Annotated in this window: 19 protein-coding genes and 1 other RNA gene; 7 read left to right on the top strand and 13 right to left on the bottom strand. The window is 72.9% G+C overall.

The window, feature by feature from the left end; all coding sequences use genetic code 11:
- Positions 1-3: 3 nt before the first annotated feature.
- Entirely contained in the window at positions 4-1,155 is a 1,152-nt protein-coding gene (locus HP550_RS02745) for an SLC13 family permease (RefSeq protein WP_343047950.1), read from the bottom strand.
- An 18-nt stretch (positions 1,156-1,173) separates the two neighbouring features.
- Positions 1,174-1,953 carry a peroxide stress protein YaaA gene (locus HP550_RS02740; RefSeq protein ID WP_175346066.1) on the bottom strand — a complete coding sequence of 260 codons (780 nt, stop codon included), beginning with the start codon at positions 1,951-1,953 and terminating at the stop codon, positions 1,174-1,176.
- Between the two features lie 49 nt (positions 1,954-2,002).
- Between HP550_RS02740 and HP550_RS02735 the strand changes: the two genes are divergently transcribed.
- Positions 2,003-2,386: a tautomerase family protein gene (locus HP550_RS02735; protein ID WP_175346065.1), complete on the top strand. Its 384-nt coding sequence runs from the start codon at positions 2,003-2,005 to the stop codon at positions 2,384-2,386.
- Here the strand turns inward: HP550_RS02735 and HP550_RS02730 are convergent.
- Positions 2,368-2,649, bottom strand: coding sequence for a LuxR C-terminal-related transcriptional regulator (locus HP550_RS02730; protein ID WP_175346064.1), 282 nt, complete (start codon positions 2,647-2,649; stop codon positions 2,368-2,370). The genes HP550_RS02735 and HP550_RS02730 overlap by 19 nt on opposite strands.
- A 69-nt stretch (positions 2,650-2,718) precedes the next feature.
- On the opposite strand from HP550_RS02730, the gene rnpB reads away from it, so the two are divergent.
- From rnpB to HP550_RS02715, 3 genes are all read left to right on the top strand, one after another.
- Positions 2,719-3,100, top strand: an RNA gene (gene rnpB / locus HP550_RS02725) — RNase P RNA component class A.
- Positions 3,101-3,311: 211 nt separating this feature from the next.
- Complete coding sequence (locus HP550_RS02720; protein ID WP_175346063.1) at positions 3,312-3,479, top strand: hypothetical protein; 168 nt, start codon at positions 3,312-3,314, stop codon at positions 3,477-3,479.
- A gap of 325 nt (positions 3,480-3,804) precedes the next feature.
- Entirely contained in the window at positions 3,805-4,254 is a 450-nt protein-coding gene (locus HP550_RS02715; protein ID WP_175346062.1) for a GatB/YqeY domain-containing protein, read from the top strand.
- Here the strand turns inward: HP550_RS02715 and HP550_RS02710 are convergent.
- The 6 genes from HP550_RS02710 to map form a co-directional block, all read right to left on the bottom strand.
- Positions 4,247-5,131 (bottom strand): hypothetical protein, encoded by an 885-nt coding sequence (locus HP550_RS02710; RefSeq protein ID WP_175346061.1) that lies wholly within the window; start codon positions 5,129-5,131, stop codon positions 4,247-4,249. The two genes, HP550_RS02715 and HP550_RS02710, sit on opposite strands and share 8 nt — an antisense overlap.
- A gap of 71 nt (positions 5,132-5,202) precedes the next feature.
- Positions 5,203-5,613, bottom strand: a complete 411-nt coding sequence (locus HP550_RS02705; protein ID WP_175346060.1) for a VOC family protein — start codon at positions 5,611-5,613, stop codon at positions 5,203-5,205.
- A 39-nt stretch (positions 5,614-5,652) separates the two neighbouring features.
- Positions 5,653-5,952: a DUF6191 domain-containing protein gene (locus HP550_RS02700; protein WP_175346059.1), complete on the bottom strand. Its 300-nt coding sequence runs from the start codon at positions 5,950-5,952 to the stop codon at positions 5,653-5,655.
- A gap of 5 nt (positions 5,953-5,957) precedes the next feature.
- On the bottom strand, positions 5,958-6,731 hold the full coding sequence (locus HP550_RS02695; protein ID WP_175346058.1) for an MBL fold metallo-hydrolase: 774 nt from the start codon (positions 6,729-6,731) through the stop codon (positions 5,958-5,960).
- A 3-nt stretch (positions 6,732-6,734) separates the two neighbouring features.
- Positions 6,735-7,520 (bottom strand): polyphosphate--glucose phosphotransferase, encoded by a 786-nt coding sequence (gene ppgK, locus HP550_RS02690; RefSeq protein ID WP_175346057.1) that lies wholly within the window; start codon positions 7,518-7,520, stop codon positions 6,735-6,737.
- Positions 7,517-8,389 carry a type I methionyl aminopeptidase gene (map, locus tag HP550_RS02685; RefSeq protein WP_175346056.1) on the bottom strand — a complete coding sequence of 291 codons (873 nt, stop codon included), beginning with the start codon at positions 8,387-8,389 and terminating at the stop codon, positions 7,517-7,519. Before map ends, ppgK begins: the two co-directional genes overlap by 4 nt.
- A gap of 79 nt (positions 8,390-8,468) precedes the next feature.
- Between map and HP550_RS02680 the strand changes: the two genes are divergently transcribed.
- Positions 8,469-8,642: an SPOR domain-containing protein gene (locus HP550_RS02680; RefSeq protein WP_175346055.1), complete on the top strand. Its 174-nt coding sequence runs from the start codon at positions 8,469-8,471 to the stop codon at positions 8,640-8,642.
- Between the two features lie 4 nt (positions 8,643-8,646).
- Here the strand turns inward: HP550_RS02680 and HP550_RS22085 are convergent, their stop codons facing one another.
- Genes HP550_RS22085 through HP550_RS02665 form a run of 3 tightly spaced genes read right to left on the bottom strand, consistent with a single transcriptional unit; the run spans position 8,647 to position 12,136 of the window.
- Positions 8,647-9,618 (bottom strand): endonuclease/exonuclease/phosphatase family protein, encoded by a 972-nt coding sequence (locus tag HP550_RS22085; RefSeq protein ID WP_175346054.1) that lies wholly within the window; start codon positions 9,616-9,618, stop codon positions 8,647-8,649.
- Positions 9,615-10,427 (bottom strand): 3-methyl-2-oxobutanoate hydroxymethyltransferase, encoded by an 813-nt coding sequence (gene panB / locus HP550_RS02670; protein ID WP_175346053.1) that lies wholly within the window; start codon positions 10,425-10,427, stop codon positions 9,615-9,617. Before panB ends, HP550_RS22085 begins: the two co-directional genes overlap by 4 nt.
- 23 nt (positions 10,428-10,450) lie before the next feature.
- Positions 10,451-12,136, bottom strand: coding sequence for an NAD+ synthase (locus tag HP550_RS02665; protein ID WP_175346052.1), 1,686 nt, complete (start codon positions 12,134-12,136; stop codon positions 10,451-10,453).
- Positions 12,137-12,229: 93 nt separating this feature from the next.
- Here HP550_RS02665 and glnA point away from each other — a divergent pair, with 93 nt between their 5' ends.
- Entirely contained in the window at positions 12,230-13,567 is a 1,338-nt protein-coding gene (gene glnA, locus HP550_RS02660; RefSeq protein WP_056090473.1) for a type I glutamate--ammonia ligase, read from the top strand.
- The gene (locus tag HP550_RS02655; protein WP_175346051.1) at positions 13,564-16,602 is read left to right on the top strand and encodes a bifunctional [glutamine synthetase] adenylyltransferase/[glutamine synthetase]-adenylyl-L-tyrosine phosphorylase; all 3,039 of its coding nucleotides are present in this window, start codon (positions 13,564-13,566) and stop codon (positions 16,600-16,602) included. Before glnA ends, HP550_RS02655 begins: the two co-directional genes overlap by 4 nt.
- Here HP550_RS02655 and HP550_RS02650 read toward each other — a convergent pair.
- Complete coding sequence (locus tag HP550_RS02650; RefSeq protein ID WP_246280454.1) at positions 16,593-17,765, bottom strand: AI-2E family transporter; 1,173 nt, start codon at positions 17,763-17,765, stop codon at positions 16,593-16,595. The genes HP550_RS02655 and HP550_RS02650 overlap by 10 nt on opposite strands.
- Positions 17,766-17,875: the final 110 nt, after the last annotated feature.

Genomic DNA, 17,875 nt, shown 5'->3' with positions numbered 1-17,875 from the left:
CCGTCAGCTCGTCGCGACGAGCGCGAGCGTGGCGGCGACGACCGCCAGCGGAGCGAGCAGCAGGCCCTGACGCACGATCGTGCCGGCCGGGACCGCGAGCATCACGGTGCGGCACCGCTGCCACCACAGGATGGTCGCCAGCGATCCCCACGGCGTGAGCAGCGGACCGACGCCCGTGCCGATGAGCAGCGCGGCCACCCGGAGCGGGTCGGTGCCGGCGGCGGGCTCGAGCGCCAGGTACGCGGGCAGGTTGTTCATCGCGTTCGACGCGAGCGCACCGACCGCGGCCACCTGGAGCAGCGCTCCGACCCCGTCACCGGTCCCTGCTGCCCGCGCGAGCGCTGTGCCCAGCCCGTGCGCGTGCGCGGTGGCCACCACGACGAACAGGCCGAGCACGACCACCAGCGTCCGCCACGGGACGAGGTCGCCCGCGGGCACGGGGAGCTTCTGGTGCCGCAGCAGCGTCGCGGCGAGCAGGACGACGGCCACGGCGACGGCCGTCGGGGCGGTCGGTGCCCCGACGACGAAGGCGACGGCCAGCGCTCCGACCGCGACGGCGCACACGACGAGCAGCGCCCGGTCGCGCACGGGGTGCGGCGGTTGTGCCTCGTAGCTGCCGCGCAGCGCCCGCCGGTCGCGGACCGCGAGGACGGCGACCGTGACCAGGATCGCGGCGAGCGCAGGCGCCCACATCAGTCCCAGGAAGCCCACACCCGCGGCGCGCAGCGTGTGGTCCGCCAGCAGGTTGGTGAGGTTGGAGACCGGGAGGACGAGCGACGCCGTGTTGGCCAGGGCGAGCACCGCCAGCGCGAACGGGAGCGGGGGCGTGCGGGTGCGTCGGGCGAGAGCGATCACCACGGGGGTGAGCAGGACCGCGGTGGTGTCCAGCGACAGCACCGCGGTGCTCGCCGTCGCCAGGAGAACGACCAGCGCCCACAGCGCCCACCGGCGCCCGCCGGCCACCCTCGACGCCAGCCCGGCGGCCGCGTCGAACAGCCCGGCGCCCGCGCACATCTCGGCGACGACGGTGAGCGCCGCGACGAACACCAGGACGGGCAGCGTCCGCTCGGCGAGTGCCCGCGCGTCCTGCGTCGGGAGGGCCCCCGTCACCAGGACGGCGCCGATCACCAGGAGCGCGACGAGCCACCAGGGCACGCGCCGGCGGTGCGCCACTCAGGCCACGACGAGCTCGAGCGTCCGGGCGCCGCGGGTCGGCGGGCCCAGCTCGACCGCGAGCAGCGCCGAGCCGACGAGCTCGCCGGCCACGCGCGCCAACGACTCGGCGTCGTGCGGGGCGCGCCCGCGACGCGTCAGCAGGTGACGGGTGAGGACCCCGCGGGTGTGCTTGGCGTTGTGCGACACCACGGACCGCGTCCCGTCCAGCTCGCGCAGGACGCGCACGGCCACCCAGTCGGCGGATCGCGGCGGGTGCCAGGCGGCGAGGTACGTCGCCGACCGGCAGTCCACCACCAGCTCGCCCTCGGCACGTGCCTCGAGCTCGACCCCGATCACCTCGCGCCACGCGCCGGGCAGGTGCCCGAGGCCCGGCAGGTGCGTGGCCATGGAGAGCCGGTACGCGGGGATGGGGTCGTCGGGCGCGACGAGCCCCCACAGGCCGGACACGATCCGCACGCTCTGGGCCGCGCGCGCCCGGCCGGTCGGCGTGAGCCGGTCCAGTCCGGCGGCGGCGTACAGGACGCCGGAGTAGACGTGCTTGGCCGGGGCGGTCGACGCGGTGCGCAGGCTGATGTTGCGCGCGACCTCCTCGGACAGGCTCGTGCCGACGCCCAGCACCCGCATGGCGTCAGGCGACGCGCTGACCTCGATCAACGCGTCGAGAACCTTCTCGCGCACCGGGGTGAGCCCGGGCGCGGAGAGGGCGTCGAGGTCGAGCAGGGGGCCGCGGGCGCGCGGCGCGGTCTTGCCCTCGGAGGGCGGCAGGAGCACGAGCACCCGTGAACTGTAGGCTCCCGCGCGACGGTGGACCCGGCGAGGAGGACCCATGGCGCACGTGAAGATCTATGGCCGGCGTGACGTCTGGCAGGACCGCCGGGGATCCGTGTCCGACGCGGTGCACCGCGCGATCGTCGGGACCTGGGGGCTGCCCGAGGACAAGCGGTTCCACCGCTTCCTCCTGCTCGACGCCGACGACCTGGTCGCACCGCGCAGCAAGGAGTACCTGGTCGTCGAGATCCTCTGCTTCACCGGCCGCTCCCGCGAGGCCCGACGCGCCCTGATCGCCGCGTTCTACGACGACGTCGCCCCCACCCTCGGGATCTCCGCCGACGACCTCGAGGTGATCATCATCGAGAGCCCGCCGGAGAACTGGGGGATCCGTGGTGGCTCGGGCGACGAGCTGTCCCTGAACTACCGGATCGACGTCTGAGCCGGCACCCCCATCAGGCGCCGCCGGCTCTGCTCCACCTCCGGCAGTCCCAGGTCCGCCGGCACCAGCCCGTGTGCCCGACCGGCGGACAGCGCGGACTCGCGGTCGGCGACGCCGAGCTTCTGGTAGATCGAGCGGACCTGCGACTTCACCGTGTTCCGGGTGACGAAGAGCGCGGCGGCGATCTCGTTCAGCGTCAGGGGCAGGGCCAGGTGCGCGAGGATCACGCGCTCGCGTCGGGTCAGTGCGTGGGTGGTCTCCATGCCCTCTGTTCGGTGCGGGACGCCGCGTGGATGGGTGAGGATCCGGGACGGCTAGGCTGTGGGCGCGGATGAGTCAGTCAGGCGGCCGCGTCGAGCCCTCGGGCTCGCCGAGGAACGTCCGGGCTCCGCAGAGCAGGGTGGTGGGTAACACCCACCCGGGGTGACCCGCGGGACAGTGCCACAGAGAACAGACCGCCCGACCGGTCCGCCGGTCGGGTAAGGGTGAAACGGTGGTGTAAGAGACCACCAGCGCGCCGGGCGACCGGTGCGGCTAGGTAAACCCCACCCGGAGCAAGGTCAGACAGGGAGCGTTCGAGGGCTGCTCGCCCGAGCTCCCGGGTAGGCCGCTGGAGGCGTGCGGCAACGTACGTCGTAGAGGGATGGCCGCCACTCGCGCAGTGCGGGCAACCGCGCGCGAGGACAGAACCCGGCGTATCGACTGACTCATCCGCCCTATATCGCCGCTGACCTGCACAAACGCGCGCGCCCCGCGGGCGATGTGGGGCCGCGCGGGGGTGTGGTGTGCGTAGCCCCCGTGGAGGCCCCGCCGCCACGCCGGCCACACCCGGTCGGCCGGCACCCACGCGAGCCCGTGGCGATCGTTCCCGAGCGGTGACTGAGGTCCCTTTCGGCGCGCGAGCGTCTGGGCCACGCTCAGATGCATGGAGACCACGCAGGGAGCGACACCGAAGGCCCGGGGGATCGGGCCAGCGACGTACCGGGAGGCGCTCGACGACGAGGAGGAGCGGTACTGGACGTGCTGGCGCATGGAGGACGACGAGCGGCGCCTAGCACGATGGGTGCGCTGGCGCAGGCTGCTCGGCCGGTAGACGCGGGGCGCAGCGAAACCCAGCCGGATGGGGCCGCGCCGCGTCGGGCACAACCCACGGACCTGACCGGTGCGGCCGCAGACCGCGTGGGCCGACCGTTGACGGCCGCGAGCTCCGTGACCTTCGGTGGTTCGCCGAGCAGATTCACCAGCGGGCGACATCGTTGGCCGTGATCCGCCGCCGGCTTGACCTGACGATCCTGCCGGCGCTCGGGGGAGTGCCTCTCGCCAGGCTGGACCGGACGGCGGTGCAGGCAGCGTAGACGTCCGGCCCGCTCGCACATTCCGACTGCGCCGTTCGGCCGTGACGAGGCACGATGGCTCCCATGAGCACCCTCGACCAGCTGACGTCCGACCTGACCACCGCCATGAAGGCCCGCGACACCGAGCGCACCGGCATCCTGCGCCAGATCATCGGCGCCGTCCGGTTCGAGGCCAAGGCGGGCAGTGTCGAGAAGGAGCTGTCGGACGACGAGGTGCTGAAGATCCTGGCCCGCGAGGTGAAGAAGCGCCGCGACTCCGCGCAGATCTACACCGACGCCAACGCTCCCGAGCGGGCCGCCACGGAGACCGCCGAGGCGGACCTCATCGAGACGTACTTGCCGGCGCAGCTGTCCGACGACGAGCTCCAGGCGCTGGTCACTGCGGTGATCGCGGACGTCGGCGCGACGTCGCTCCGCGACATGGGGGCGGTCATGAAGGAGGCGACCGCGCGCGCGGGTGCGTCCGCGGACGGCAAGAAGCTGTCGACGCTCGTGCGTGCGGCGCTCAGCTGACGGAGGCGGGCAGGGACTCGTACGCGCGGCCGGACAGCATCGACGCGACGTCGGAGGTCCACGGCAGGGGCGGCTCGGGCATGACGACGAGCCACGAGCCGTCCCGGTCGAAGAACCGCAGGTCGCCGTCGAACGCGTAGGTGTCGCGCACGTGCACGCCGAGGTCGGTCACGGTGAACGTCAGGTTGAACAGCCACGCGGCTGGGTCCTGGATCCGCGCGTCGCTGTCGAGGTCGCGTGACGTCCACAGCCGCATCCAGGTGACGCTGCGCGACTCCCGCGCGGGGACCACCAGCGGGTGCCCGGGCAGCAGGTCCAGCTCGCCGCCCGCGGGCTCGACGATGTTGACCTGGGCGACGCCGTCGGAGAGGTTCTCGAACCAGATGGTCAGGGCGGTGCGGAACGCGTACGTCTCGTCGCGTCCCACCTGGAGCTGCTCGGTGAGCAGGCGCCACCGGTCCTGACCGCCCGCGGTGAGCTGGCAGAACTCGAGGGCGGGCTTGCCGGGGGTGCCCGGACCCTCCGGGAAGGCACGGGCCACGATCGTCGGGGCGAGCTCGTCGAGCCGAGCCTCCTCGAGCATCCGGCGCATGCGGTCGGCGTCCAGGCGCTGCCGGTCGGCATAGGTGCGCGCGTTCTGCGCCTCCTGCCGCGCCAGCTCGAGCGCCTCCTTGGCGATCGCCACCTGCTCGTCGAACACCTTGGTCTGCTTGTGGGTGGCCTCGGCCAGTCGCTTGGACCTGCGGGCGGCTCTGCCCGCGACGATCCAGGCGCCGAGTGCGGCGACGAGCGTCAGGACGGAGACCGCGAGCGGGGCCCACTGCTCCCAGTCCTGCCATGCGACGTCGCCCAGGACCGGAAGGACGGCACTGATCATCCCCGGAAGGTACCGACCGATTCGTCCGATTTCGACCCCGACACGCAACTGTCACCCGTGCGGGGGAGCGGTCAGGTGCCGGACGTCTCCGCGCCGAGGGCGGCGGCCGCCTGGTCCGGGGTGCCGCGCAGCAGGCAGAACTCGTTGCCCTCGGGGTCGGCCAGCACGTGCCACGGCACGTCGCCCTGGCCGATGTCGACGCGGGTGGCGCCCAGACCGAGCAGCCGGTCGAGCTCGGTGGCCTGGTCCGAGCCGTTGGGCGGGCGCAGGTCCACGTGCAGGCGGTTCTTGCTCGACTTCACCTCGGGGACCTTGAGGAACAGCCAGTGGGTCGAGCCGCCGTCGGAGGGCTGGATCTCGACCTCGTCCTCGTCCTGCGCCGGCTCCCACGCGTAGGACCAGTCGAGGACCTCGCGCCACCAGCGGGCGAGGGCGTGCGGGTCGGCGGAGTCGATCGTCAGCTGGGAGACCACGGGTGCCATGGCAGGCAGGCTAGAGGCCGTCACCGACATCGGCGACACCTAATTGCGCGGCGGATCCGGGTCGAGGCGGACGACGCCCGAGTCGAGATCGAGCCGGCCGGCCGCGTCCCCGGTCTGCATGATGTCGAGCTTCTGCCGCTCCTGCTCCGCGGTGAGGTGCACGCGGTTGGGCTGGAAGACGTCGATGAGGTCCCCGAGCGCCCCGCTGGCGGCCATGGAGCCGCCGTTTCGACGCTCGTGCGGTCGGCGCCGGTCGAACCAGCCGCGCGCGACCATCCGGTCGACCGCGACGAGCAGCAGGACCAGGGCGACGATTCCGCCGGCGACGAGCCATCCCATGCCGCTCATCGTCCCACCGCGGCCCGGTGCGCGGCGTGGGCGGCGGCCGCCCAGGGGAGGGCGTACCGGTCGTCGTCGACCTCTTTGCCGTCGGTGAGCGCCGACAGGTACGCGCGGTCGGCGGCGAGCCGACGCCGGAGCTCGTCGGGACCCCCGACCCGCCCGTGCCCCGGGACCACGACCCGCGCGCCGGCGGACTCCAGCAGGTCGAGGGCTGCCCGGTAGTCGCCGACGGGGTCGTCCGACGACAGGTCCAGCAGCGGGATCTCGACGTCGGACAGCATGTCTCCGGCCACCAGGACGCCGACGTCCGGGACGAGCAGCGCGGTGTGCGGGCGGGCGTGCGCCGAGTGCGTGAGGACGCGGACGGTCCGGCCCGGCCAGTCGAGCACGCCGGGCGACCGCCGTGGGTAGGCGGTGGCCGGCGCGGCGATCGGTGCCGGTGCCTCGCCGACCCGGGCGAGCTCGTCGTCGGCGTCGCGCTCGGCGGCGAGGGTCTCGCGGTCCGTGGCAGCCGCACCGTCCGCCCAGCGGGGCAGGCGGGCCAGCCCCGGACCGTCCAGGACGTGGTCCCAGTGCGCGTGCGTCGACCACACGGCGACCGGGCTCCAGCCGCGGTCACGGATCGCCGCGGCGAGCCCGTCGACCTCGCGTGCGGTGACCGCGGGATCGACCACGAGGCACGTGCCGTCGTCGCCGACGAGGAGCGTCGAGGTCGTCGTGTAGACGGCGCTCGTCGCCACGTGGACGCCCGGCGCGACCTCGACGAGGTCGCGCACGGGTCAGCCGCGCGACTTGGCAGCGAGCGCCGCCGCGCCGACGATCCCTGCGGCGTTGCGCAGCTGGGCGGGCACGATCTTCGTGCGCAGGTCCAGCAGCGGCAGGAAGTCGGAGTGGTGCTTGCTCACGCCGCCGCCGACCACGATGAGGTCGGGCCAGAACAGGTTCTCCACCACCGTGAAGTACCGCTGGAGACGCTCGGCCCACCCGGACCAGTCCAGGCCCTCACGGTCGCGCACGCTCTCGGCGGCACGCGACTCGGCGTCGAACCCGTCGATCTCCAGGTGACCGAGCTCCGTGTTGGGGACGAGGTGCCCGTCGACGATCAGCGCGGACCCGATGCCGGTGCCGAGGGTGACGACGAGGACGACGCCGTCGACGCCCTTCGCGGCACCGTAGAGGACCTCCGCGTAGCCCGCGGCGTCGGCGTCGTTGACCGCCAGCACCTTGCGCCCGGTGGCGTGCTGCACCGCCTTCTCGACGTTGGTGCCGATCCACGACTTGTCGACGTTCGCCGCGGACTGCGCGACCCCGTGCAGGATCACGGCCGGGAACGTCACCCCGATCGGCACGTCCTTGCCCAGGTCGAACGAGTCGACCACCTTGGCCACCGTCGCGGCGACCGCGTCCGGGGTGGAGGGCTGCGGCGTGGGGATCCGCTTGCGGTCGGCGGCGAACTCGCCGTCCGCCAGCGAGACCGGTGCGCCCTTGATCCCGCTCCCGCCGATGTCGATGCCGAACGCGATCGCTCGGCTCTCAGGGTCGTTCTTGTGCTTGTGGTCGCTCATGGCAGGGTCAGGATCTCCGCTCCGGTGTCGGTGACCAGCAGGGTGTGCTCGAACTGCGCGCTGCGCCGTCCGTCGGCCGTGAGGACGGTCCAGTCGTCGTCCCACATGACCCAGTCGGGGGTGCCGAGGTTGAGCATGGGCTCGATGGTGAAGACCATTCCGGGCTCGATGACCGTGTCGTAGGCGGGAGCCGCGTCGTAGTGCGGGACGATCAGCCCGGTGTGGAACGCGGGTCCGACGCCGTGACCGGTGTAGTCCCGGACCACCCCGTAGCCGAAGCGCGCCGCGTACTTCTCGATGACGCGCCCGACGACGTTGATCTCCCGGCCCGGCACGACGGACTTGATCGCGCGGGTCAGCGCCTCCTGCGTGCGCTCGACCAGCAGCCGCGACTCCTCGTCGACGTCGCCCGCCAGGAACGTCGCGTTGTTGTCGCCGTGCACGCCGCCGATGTAGGCCGTGACGTCGATGTTCACGATGTCGCCGTCCTCGATCACGGTCGAGTCCGGGATGCCGTGGCAGATGACCTCGTTGACGGAGGTGCACAGCGACTTGGGGAAGCCGCGGTAGCCCAGCGTCGACGGGTACGCGCCGTGGCCGACCAGGAACTCGTGCCCGATCACGTCCAGCTCGTCGGTGGTGACCCCGGGGGCGACATGGCTGCCGACGAGCTCCAGGGCCTGCGCCGCGAGGCGGGCGGCCACCCGGACGCGCTCGATCATCTCGGGCTCCAGGACGTTGCTGCCTGTCCAATGCGCGGGGCCCTGCCTGCCGACGTACTCCGGGCGGGCGATGGACGACGGGACGTCTCGACGTGGGCTCACCGTGCCCGGGACCAGGGCGGATCTTGGCGCGTGCACGGGCGACATACCTGGCAGTCTACGGACAGGAGGGCATCGGGGCCGGTCAGGGCCGGTCTCGTCGGTGCCCCGGTGAAGGGAGAGCGACATGGCGGGCAACTTCTGGTTCAACATCGAGACCCACGAGGTCGAGGAGGGCCGGCAGAGCGACTGGACCAAGCTGATGGGCCCGTACGCGACGCGGGACGAGGCGACGCACGCGCTGGAGAAGGCGCGCAAGCGCAACCAGGACTGGGACAGCGAGGACGAGCAGCAGGCCTGAGCCGTCAGCGGCGCTCGAGCGTCGCGAGGATCGGGCGGTGGTCGCTCCCGCCGGTGCGCTCCAGCACCTGGAAGCCGACCACCCGCCAGGCGCGGCCGTCGACCAGCACGTGGTCGATCGGTGCGGCCAGGAACCTCGGTGCGGACGCGGGCCACGTGCCGAGCGCCGCAGCACCGGACGCGCGCGCCGCGTCGATGCACGGTCCCAGGTCCTGGAGGCCGGGGTGGTCCAGCGTCGAGTTGAGGTCGCCCGCCACGATCACGCCGGGTGTCGAGCCGCACAGGTCGGCCACCAGACGGGTCTCCGTGCGCCAGGTCGGCATGGAGCCACGGCTGATCGGCGCGATCGGGTGGGCCGCCACGATCACGGGTGACCCGGCCGGGTCGCTCGGGTCCGCGCGCAGCGATCCCAGCAGGGTGGGGAGCGACTCGGACGCCGGGTAGGTGCCGACACGCTCCGAGACCAGCAGCGCGGTGCCGGCGACGAAGGACGAGTGACCGGCCGCGGTGAGCCGCTGCATCGGCTGACCGGCCGAGGCCATCCGCTTGGCCGTCATGCGGGCGGTGTAGCCGGAGGTCTCGGGAAGCACGACGACGTCCGCGCCGTGCTCCAGCGCCAGGTCCGCCAGCACGGCGGGATCCACCGTGCTCAGGGTGTTGAACGAGAGCACGACGACCTGGTCGCCGGAACCTGCCGCGTCGGCGTGCTGCGGTGTCGAGCGGGCCGCGAGCACGGCCCCCTGCGCCGCGGCGCCCACGATCAGGGCGACCGTGAGGGGCAGCAGCCGACGCCTCGTCGCGGGGACGGCCAGGAGCGCGGCGGCGACCACCGCGGACCCGAGGCCGAGCAGCGCGCGGAACGACACCACCTGCGCGACGAGGTACGTACCGGACGCCACGGGCACCGCGAGGGCCACGAGCACGCCGAGCACGGAGAGCGCGACCGCCCAGACGAGGACCCGAGCCGCCGCCGTCACGCGTCGAACTGGTGGTCCGGGTCCGGGAAGGTTCCGCCGCGCACCTCGTCGGCGTACGCGACCGCCGCGGCCTTGAGGGCGGCCCCGACCTCGCCGAACCGCTTGGCGAAGCGCGGCGACCAGTCCGTCATGCCGGCCATGTCGACCCACACGAGCACCTGCCCGTCGCACTCCGAGCCCGCGCCGATGCCGATGGTCGGGATCTGCAGGATCTCGGTGACCCGCGCCGCCACCGGTGCCGGCACCATCTCCAGCACCACGGCGACCGCACCCGCCTCGGCGATGGCCACCGCGTCCTCGCACAGCAGCTCGGCGGCGAGGTCGCCCCGACCCTGCACGCGCGGTCCGCCCAGCAGGTTCTCCGACTGCGGCGTGTAGCCGAGGTGCGCCACCACCGGGATGCCGGCGTCGGTCAGCGCCTTGATCTGCGGGACCACCCGCTTGCCGCCCTCGAACTTCACGGCGGCGACTCCGGTCTCCTTCATCATCCGCACGGCGGTCTCCAGCGCCTGCGCGGGTCCCGCCTCGTACGAGCCGAACGGCAGGTCGGCGACGACGAACGCCCGCTTCGCGGCCCGCGCGACGGCACGTGCCGGGGGGATCAGGTCGTCGACGGTCACCGGGAGGGTCGTGGTGTGACCGTGCATGGTGTTCCCGATCGAGTCGCCGACCAGCAGCATGTCGATGCCGGCCTCGTCGAAGATGTGCGCAGTCACGGCGTCGTAGGCCGTGAGCATCGTCAGCCGCTCGCCGCGCTCCTTGGCCTCGCGCAGGTGGTGCACGCGGACGCGCTTCGGGGTCTGAGTCATTCGTGGTGCTCCTGTCGGGGTGGTCACGGCTCGCGCCAGCGGGTGGTGATCGGGAGGCGACGGTCGCGGCCGAACGCCAGCGCGGTCACCTTGGTGCCCGGCGGGTACTGGCGACGCTTCCACTCCGCCCGGTCCACGAGGGCGAGGACCTTGTCGACGACGGCGGGGTCGAACCCCCGCGCGAGCAGCTCCGCACGGCCTTCGGCGTTCTCCACGTAGGCGTCGAGAACCTCGTCGAGGAGCTCGTACGGCGGGAGCGAGTCCTGGTCCACCTGGCCGGGACGCAGCTCGGCCGACGGCGGCTTGGTGATCGACGACTCGGGGATCGGCGGCAGCTCGTCGGGTCCGAAGACCCCGTCCCGGGCGGCGTCGTTGCGCCAGCGGGCCAGCGCCCAGACGCGTGACTTGTCGATGTCCTTGATGGGGGCGAAGCCACCGACGGCGTCGCCGTAGATCGTCGAGTACCCGACCGCGAGCTCCGTCTTGTTGCCGGGCGCCAGCACCAGGTGGCCCTCGGAGTTGGACAGCGCCATGAGGATCACGCCGCGCACCCGGGCCTGCAGGTTCTCGGCCGCGAGGCCGTCCAGGGACAGCTCGTTCTCGAAGGCGTCGACCATGGGGGAGATCGGCTGGACCCGGTAGTCCGCCCCGATCCGCTTGGCCAGGTCCGCCGCGTCGTCCTTGCTGTGCTCGGAGGAGTACACCGACGGCATGGACACGCCGACCACGTTCTCGCCCCCGATGGCGTCGGCGGAGATCGCCGCCACCAGCGCGGAGTCGATGCCGCCGGACATCCCGAACACCACGGACGTGAAGCCGTTCTTGGTCACGTAGCCGCGCAGGCCGGTGACCAGCGCGCGGTAGACCTCCTCGTCGGGCGCGAGCGGCGGGGCGACCGAGCCCCGCGCGGGGGCGTCGTCGTCGCCGAGCAGGTCCCACACCAGCAGGTTCTCCACGAACTGCGGGGCGCGCGCCAGGACGGTGCCGTCGGTCGCGATGACGAACGAGCCGCCGTCGAACACGAGGTCGTCCTGCGCTCCGACCAGGTTCACGTACGCGACCGGCGCCTCGACCTCGTGGGCCCGTCGCGCGGCCAGCTCGACGCGCTGGTACCCCTTGCCCTCCTCGTACGGGGACGCGTTGAGCACCACCAGCAGGGAGACCTCGTTCTCGTCCATCTGCGAGACGGGTCCGCCGTCCTGCCAGATGTCCTCGCAGATGACGACGCCCACCCGGCGGCCCAGCACGTCGATCACGCACACGTCGTCACCGGACGCGAAGATCCGGTACTCGTCGAACACGCCGTAGTTGGGCAGGTGGTGCTTGTCGTAGCGGACCTGCACCGTGCCGTGCTGGAGCAGGACCGCCTGGTTGGTGGGTCGCCGGGGGCCCTCGGGCGCGCCCGGCTCGTGCACCGGCGTCACCAGCTTCTCCCCGACCGTGCCGACGAGGACGGCCAGGTCACCGAGTCCCTCGTCCGCCAGGGCGGTCGCCGTGCGCTGCAGGGCCGCCTCGGCCCCGCGGCGGAACGACGCCCGCAGCGCGAGGTCCTCGATGGGGTAGCCGGTGAGTGTCATCTCGGGGAAGACGACCAGGTGGGCGCCGGCCTGCGCGGCCGTCCGGGACCAGTCGAGGACGGTCTGGGCGTTGGCGTCGACGTCCCCCACACGCGTGTCGATCTGCGCGAGGGCGATGCGGGGATGAGGCATGGGCCGAGCCTAACCACCGGTTCCGGGACCCGGTGCCGACGCACCCCGGACACTGACGCTGCGCAGTGCGGTTCATCAGGCAGGATGTACCGCATGGACAGGCAGCAGGAGTTCGTGCTCCGCACGGTCGAGGAGCGGGACATCCGCTTCATCCGTCTCTGGTTCACCGACGTGCTCGGGATCCTGAAGTCGGTGGCGGTAGCCCCCGCCGAGCTCGAGGCTGCCTTCTCGGAGGGGATCGGGTTCGACGGCAGCGCCATCGAGGGCCTGACCCGGGTGTACGAGGCGGACATGATCGCCAAGCCCGACCCGTCGACGTTCCAGATCCTGCCGTGGCGGGGCGAGCGGCACGGGACCGCCCGCATGTTCTGCGACCTGCTGACGCCCGACGGGGAGCCGTCGCTCGCGGACTCCCGCACCGTGCTCAAGCGCGCGCTGTCCAAGGCGGCCGACCAGGGGTTCACCTTCTACACGCACCCCGAGGTCGAGTTCTACCTGTTCGACGCGCCCGCGGACCCGGCCCTGCCGCTGGTCCCGGTGGACCAGGGCGGCTACTTCGACCACGTGCCGCGCGGCACCGCGCACGACTTCCGCCGCGCCGCGATCACGATGCTCGAGTCGATGGGCATCTCGGTCGAGTTCTCCCACCACGAGGCCGGACCGGGCCAGAACGAGATCGACCTGCGCTACGCCGACGCCCTGACCACCGCGGACAACATCATGACGTTCCGCACCGTGGTCAAGGAGGTGGCGCTCGAGCAGGGCGTCTTCGCCAGCTTCATGCCCAAGCCGCTGGCCGACCAGCCCGGCTCCGGCATGCACACCCACCTCTCCCTGTTCCAGGGCGACCGCAACGCGTTCCACGAGGCCGGTGGCCACCTGGAGCTGTCCAAGACGGCGCGCTCGTTCATCGCCGGCCTGCTCAAGCACGCCGCCGAGATCACGGCGGTGACCAACCAGTTCGTGAACTCGTACAAGCGGCTCTGGGGCGGCGCCGAGGCGCCGAGCTACATCTGCTGGGGCCACAACAACCGGTCCGCCCTGGTGCGGGTGCCCATGTACAAGCCGGGCAAGGGCAACTCCAGCCGCATCGAGTACCGCGCGGTCGACTCGGCCACCAACCCGTACCTCGCGTACGCCCTGCTCCTCACGGCCGGCCTCAAGGGTGTCGAGGAGGGCTACGAGCTGCCCGAGGGCGCCGAGGACGACGTCTGGGAGCTCACCGACGCCGAGCGTCGTGCGCTGGGCATCGAGCCGCTGCCCACGTCGCTCGACGCCGCGATCTCGATCATGGAGAAGTCCGAGCTCGTCGCCGAGACGCTGGGCGAGCACGTCTTCGACTACTTCCTGCGCAACAAGCGCCAGGAGTGGGAGGAGTACCGCTCGCAGGTGACGCCGTACGAGCTGCGGCGGTTCCTGCCGGTCCTGTGAGCTCGCCCGACGGACGCGGGTCCACCCTCGCCGGCAGGCTCACGCGGGCGGGGGTGTCGGACGCCGCGCGCGCGGAGCGGCTCCTGGCGGACGCGGCGTTGCGCCGCGTGCTCGAGGTCCCCGCGGACGTGCTCATCCCACCCCTCGCGGACGTCGCGGACCCTGACCAGGCGCTGCTGACGGTCGCCAAGCTGGCCGGGGCAGTCGCTGGACGCCCCGATCTGCCCGGCGTCCTGCGCGCCATCCTCGAGGAGGACGGTCCCGCCCGCGCACGGCTGCTCGCGGTCGTCGGTGCGTCGGTCGCACTCGGCGACTTCCTGGTGGCGCACCCCGAGAACCTGCGCGTGCTCCTCGACGAGACGTCGGGGACCGGAGTACCTGTCGAGTCGGTCCGTGCCGAGCTCCTGGCGGCGGTGGGGGCCGATGCCGCCGCCGACGTCCCCGTGGCCGGGCGGGCGGGTGCCGGGGGCACGGACGCGATGCGGCTGGCCTACCGCACGCGGCTGCTGCGGATCGCGGCGACCGACCTTACCAGCCCGGACCCCCTGAGCCGGCTGCCCGGGGTGGCCGCCGCACTGGCCGACCTGGCCGGTGCCGCCCTCGAGGCGGCGCTCGCACTGGCGCGAGCGGACCTGGACGACCACGGGCTCGGCGTCCGGCTCGCGGTCATCGGCATGGGGAAGGGCGGGGGCCGCGAGCTCAACTACGTGAGCGACGTGGACGTCATCTACGTCGCCGAGCCGGTCGACGGGGTCGACGAGGCCGAGGCCCTCGCGGCAGGCTCGCGACTGGCGGCCGGTCTCGCGCGCGCGTGCTCGACGCCGTCGGCCGAGCCGGCTCTCTGGCCGGTCGATGCCGCGCTGCGCCCCGAGGGCAAGGACGGGCCGCTGGTCCGCACGATCGCCAGCCACAAGGCGTACTACGAGCGCTGGGCCAAGACGTGGGAGTTCCAGGCGCTGCTCAAGGCGCGTCCGCTGGCCGGGGACCAGGCGCTCGGGCACGAGTACGTGGAGATGACGCAGCCGTTCGTGTGGGGCGCGGTGACGCGTGAGCACTTCGTCGAGGACTCGCAGGCGATGCGCCGGCGGGTGGAGAGCCACGTGCCTGCCGCGGAGGCCGACCGGCAGCTCAAGCTCGGGGTCGGCGGTCTGCGCGACGTCGAGTTCACGGTCCAGCTCCTGCAGCTCGTCCACGGCCGCGCGGACGAGTCGATCCGCAGCCCCAGCACCCTGACCGCGCTCGCCGCGCTCGCCGCAGGCGGGTACGTCGGCCGCTCGCACGCCGCGCAGCTGGCCGTCTGCTACCGCCTGCTCCGGGTCCTGGAGCACCGGATCCAGCTCTACCGGCTGCGCCGCACGCACCTCATGCCGACCTCGGAGCCGGACCTGCGGCGGCTGGCGCGTTCGGTGGGGATGCGCGCGGAGGGCGCCGCCGGGCTGACCGAGCGGTGGCGCTCGACGCGGCGGGAGGTCCGCGGGCTGCACGAGGAGCTGTTCTACCGGCCGCTCCTGCCGGCGACCGCCCAGCTGTCCACCGCGGAGGCGAGCCTGGCGCCGGAGGCGGCCAAGGCTCGGCTGGCCGCCATCGGCTACACCGACCCCGCCGGCGCCATGCGGCACATCGCCGCGCTCACCGAGGGCGTCTCCCGGCGCGCGTCGATCCAGCGGCAGCTGCTCCCCGTCATGCTCGGCTGGTTCGCGGACGGCGCCGACCCGGACGGAGGCCTGCTCGCGTTCCGGCGTCTCTCCGACGAGCTGGGCGCCACCCACTGGTACCTCAAGCTGCTGCGCGACTCGGGCACAGCGGCCCGTCGGCTCGCGACCGTGCTGTCCACGTCCCGCTACGTCGCCGACGCGCTCACCAGGAGCCCCGAGTCGGTCACGTGGCTCGCCGACGACGCCGACCTGGTCCCGCGGACGTTCGCGCGGCTCACCGCCGAGGCCGACTCGATCCTCGCGCGCTCCGACGAGGCGGTGGCCGCGGTCACGGCCCTGCGCGGGTTGCGCCGGCGCGAGCTGGCCCGCACCGCCGCCGCCGACGTGCTGGGCGTGGTCACCGGGCAGCGGGCGTCGCAGAGCCTGAGCGTCGCCGCCGACGTCGTGCTCGTCGGTGCGCTGCGGGTCGCCGAGTCCGTGGTGCGCGCCGAACGCGGCCTCGACCGGAGCCCGACCCGGCTGCTCGTGGTCGCCATGGGCCGGTGGGGCGGCGGGGAGATGGGCTACTCGTCGGACGCCGACGTGCTGTTCGTGCACGACCCTCTGGAGGGCGCGGACCCCGTCCAGGCGCAGGAGTTCGCGCTCCAGGTGGCCACGAGGCTCCGGACCCTGCTGGGAGCGGTCGGGCCGGAGCCGACGCTCGAAGTCGATGCCGACCTGCGCCCGGAGGGCCGCAACGGCCCCCTGGTCCGGTCGTTCGACGCGTACGCCGAGTACTACGGCCGCTGGTCCGCCACCTGGGAGAGCCAGGCGCTGCTCCGGGCACGGCCGGTCGCCGGCGACCAGCACCTCGGCGAGCGCTTCCTGCGGCTGATCGACCCGATGCGCTACCCGGCCGGCGGCCTCGATCATGCCGCCGAGCGCGAGGTCCGCCGCATCAAGGCGCGCGTCGAGGCCGAGCGCCTCCCGCGCGGCGTCGAGCCGGCCCGGCACTTGAAGCTGGGCCGCGGGGGGATCTCGGACGTCGAGTGGACCGCCCAGCTGCTCCAGCTCCAGCACGCGCACGAGGTGCCGGCCCTGCGCACCACCGCCACGCTCGCAGCGCTCGAGGCCGCGTCCACCGCGGGCCTGCTCGACGCCGAGGACGGGCGCGTGCTCGCCGAGGCGTGGCTGCTGGCCTCGCGGCTGCGGGACGCCAACGTGCTCTGGAACGGCCGCGGGGGAGCGCACGCGGACGTGCTGCCGCACGACCGGCAGGCGCTCGCGGGGCTGGCCCGGGTGGTCGGCTACCCTGCGGGCTCCGGCGGCGAGCTGGAGCAGGACTACCTGCGCACCGCCCGGCGGGCACGCGCGGTCGTCGAGCGCGTCTTCTACGGCTGATCGGTCGGACGGTCGGGCGCCTCGTCCTCGGGCACGTCCACCCAGTCACGCTCCCCGCGCCCGCTCTGCTCGTCCTCGTGGAGGAGCTCGTCGTCGACGAGGTCGTGCCGGCGCACGTAGGTCCAGGACACGGCCTGGATGGTGGCAGCCACGGGGAGGGCCAGGAACGCTCCGATCGGGCCGAACACGGCCCCGAACCCGATCACGGCGAGGAACGACACGGCGGGGTTGATCTCCATCGACCGCGCCGAGACCTTGGGGGCGAAGATCAGGTTTTCCAGCTGCTGGTACCCGACGATGAACGCCAACGTCAGGAGGCCCTTGAGCGGGTCGACCGCGAGCGCGACCGCGATCGGGAGCGCGCCGCCGATGTACGTGCCGATGGTGGGCACGAACTGCGAGACGACACCCGTGAAGGCGGCCAGGGGCAGCGCGTACGGGATGCCGAGGACGGTGAGGAAGACGAACGTGATCACGGTCGAGAGCGCCGCGAGGACGATGCGCGAGTTGATGAAGTCCGCGACCTTCTCCTGCGAGACCTCCCACAGGTGCAGGACCTCGCGCTGCCGGGCGGGGGCCAGCAGCCGGCAGATCGCCGCGCGGAACTTCGGCCCCGAGCTGGCCATGTAGTACACGACCAGCAGCACGGACGTGAACGTGAACAGGCCGCCGACGATCGAGGAGCCGATCCCGAGCAGGCTGGGCGCCAGGTCCTGCCAGTGGCTGCCGAGGTTGACCAGGAGCTCGTCGGCTTCGGGTACCTCGACGCCGAGCCGCTCGTCCAGCCACTCCGCGACCTGCACGTAGTAGTCGGGGAGCGACTGGACCAGCTCGATCAGCTGGGTGACGAACAGACCGCCGAAGAGCGCGATGACGCCCGCGATCACGACGAGCGAGACAAGCATGACGATGCCGGTCGCGCGCGTGCGCCGGATGCCGTGCGCCACGAGCCAGCGGATCAACGGCTCCATGGCCAGCGCGAGGAACCACGAGATCACGATGATGAAGATGACGTTGCCCAGCTGAGCCAGTGCCTTCCAGGCGAACAGGCCGAGGAAGACGGCCGCGGTGCCCATGACGAGGGCGCGGGGCAGCCACAGCGGCGGCTTGCGGGGGTCCGAACGGGCCAGGATCACAGGTCCGGTCGCGGGTCGGTTCGACATCGAGGATTCCCGGAGGGCAGGCGAGCGGGCTCGCGGGCGGCGTTGCTCTCGCGTGGCACCGTACCGGCCAGCGGTCGCTCCGTGGCGGTCCCGCGCCCGGGGCCCACGAA

This window comes from Cellulomonas humilata, from assembly GCF_013359775.1.
In the GTDB taxonomy this organism is placed as follows: domain Bacteria; phylum Actinomycetota; class Actinomycetes; order Actinomycetales; family Cellulomonadaceae; genus Cellulomonas; species Cellulomonas humilata.
The sequence above is the reverse complement of the archived record's forward strand: the minus strand, read 5'-3'. Positions and strand labels throughout refer to the sequence as shown.

Excerpts from the sequence above, each read along its gene's own strand:
- HP550_RS02730 (WP_175346064.1), bottom strand. The coding sequence starts at position 2,649 with ATGGAGACCACCCACGCACTGACCCGACGCGAGCGCGTGATCCTCGCG.
- HP550_RS02735 (WP_175346065.1), top strand. The coding sequence starts at position 2,003 with ATGGCGCACGTGAAGATCTATGGCCGGCGTGACGTCTGGCAGGACCGC.
- HP550_RS02715 (WP_175346062.1), top strand. The coding sequence starts at position 3,805 with ATGAGCACCCTCGACCAGCTGACGTCCGACCTGACCACCGCCATGAAG.
- HP550_RS02680 (WP_175346055.1), top strand. The coding sequence starts at position 8,469 with ATGGCGGGCAACTTCTGGTTCAACATCGAGACCCACGAGGTCGAGGAG.
- map (WP_175346056.1), bottom strand. The coding sequence starts at position 8,389 with ATGTCGCCCGTGCACGCGCCAAGATCCGCCCTGGTCCCGGGCACGGTG.
- glnA (WP_056090473.1), top strand. The coding sequence starts at position 12,230 with ATGGACAGGCAGCAGGAGTTCGTGCTCCGCACGGTCGAGGAGCGGGAC.
- HP550_RS02650 (WP_246280454.1), bottom strand. The coding sequence starts at position 17,765 with ATGTCGAACCGACCCGCGACCGGACCTGTGATCCTGGCCCGTTCGGAC.
- panB (WP_175346053.1), bottom strand. The coding sequence starts at position 10,427 with ATGACTCAGACCCCGAAGCGCGTCCGCGTGCACCACCTGCGCGAGGCC.
- HP550_RS02665 (WP_175346052.1), bottom strand. The coding sequence starts at position 12,136 with ATGCCTCATCCCCGCATCGCCCTCGCGCAGATCGACACGCGTGTGGGG.
- HP550_RS02700 (WP_175346059.1), bottom strand. The coding sequence starts at position 5,952 with ATGGGATGGCTCGTCGCCGGCGGAATCGTCGCCCTGGTCCTGCTGCTC.
- HP550_RS02720 (WP_175346063.1), top strand. The coding sequence starts at position 3,312 with ATGGAGACCACGCAGGGAGCGACACCGAAGGCCCGGGGGATCGGGCCA.
- ppgK (WP_175346057.1), bottom strand. The coding sequence starts at position 7,520 with ATGAGCGACCACAAGCACAAGAACGACCCTGAGAGCCGAGCGATCGCG.
- HP550_RS02705 (WP_175346060.1), bottom strand. The coding sequence starts at position 5,613 with ATGGCACCCGTGGTCTCCCAGCTGACGATCGACTCCGCCGACCCGCAC.
- HP550_RS02710 (WP_175346061.1), bottom strand. The coding sequence starts at position 5,131 with ATGATCAGTGCCGTCCTTCCGGTCCTGGGCGACGTCGCATGGCAGGAC.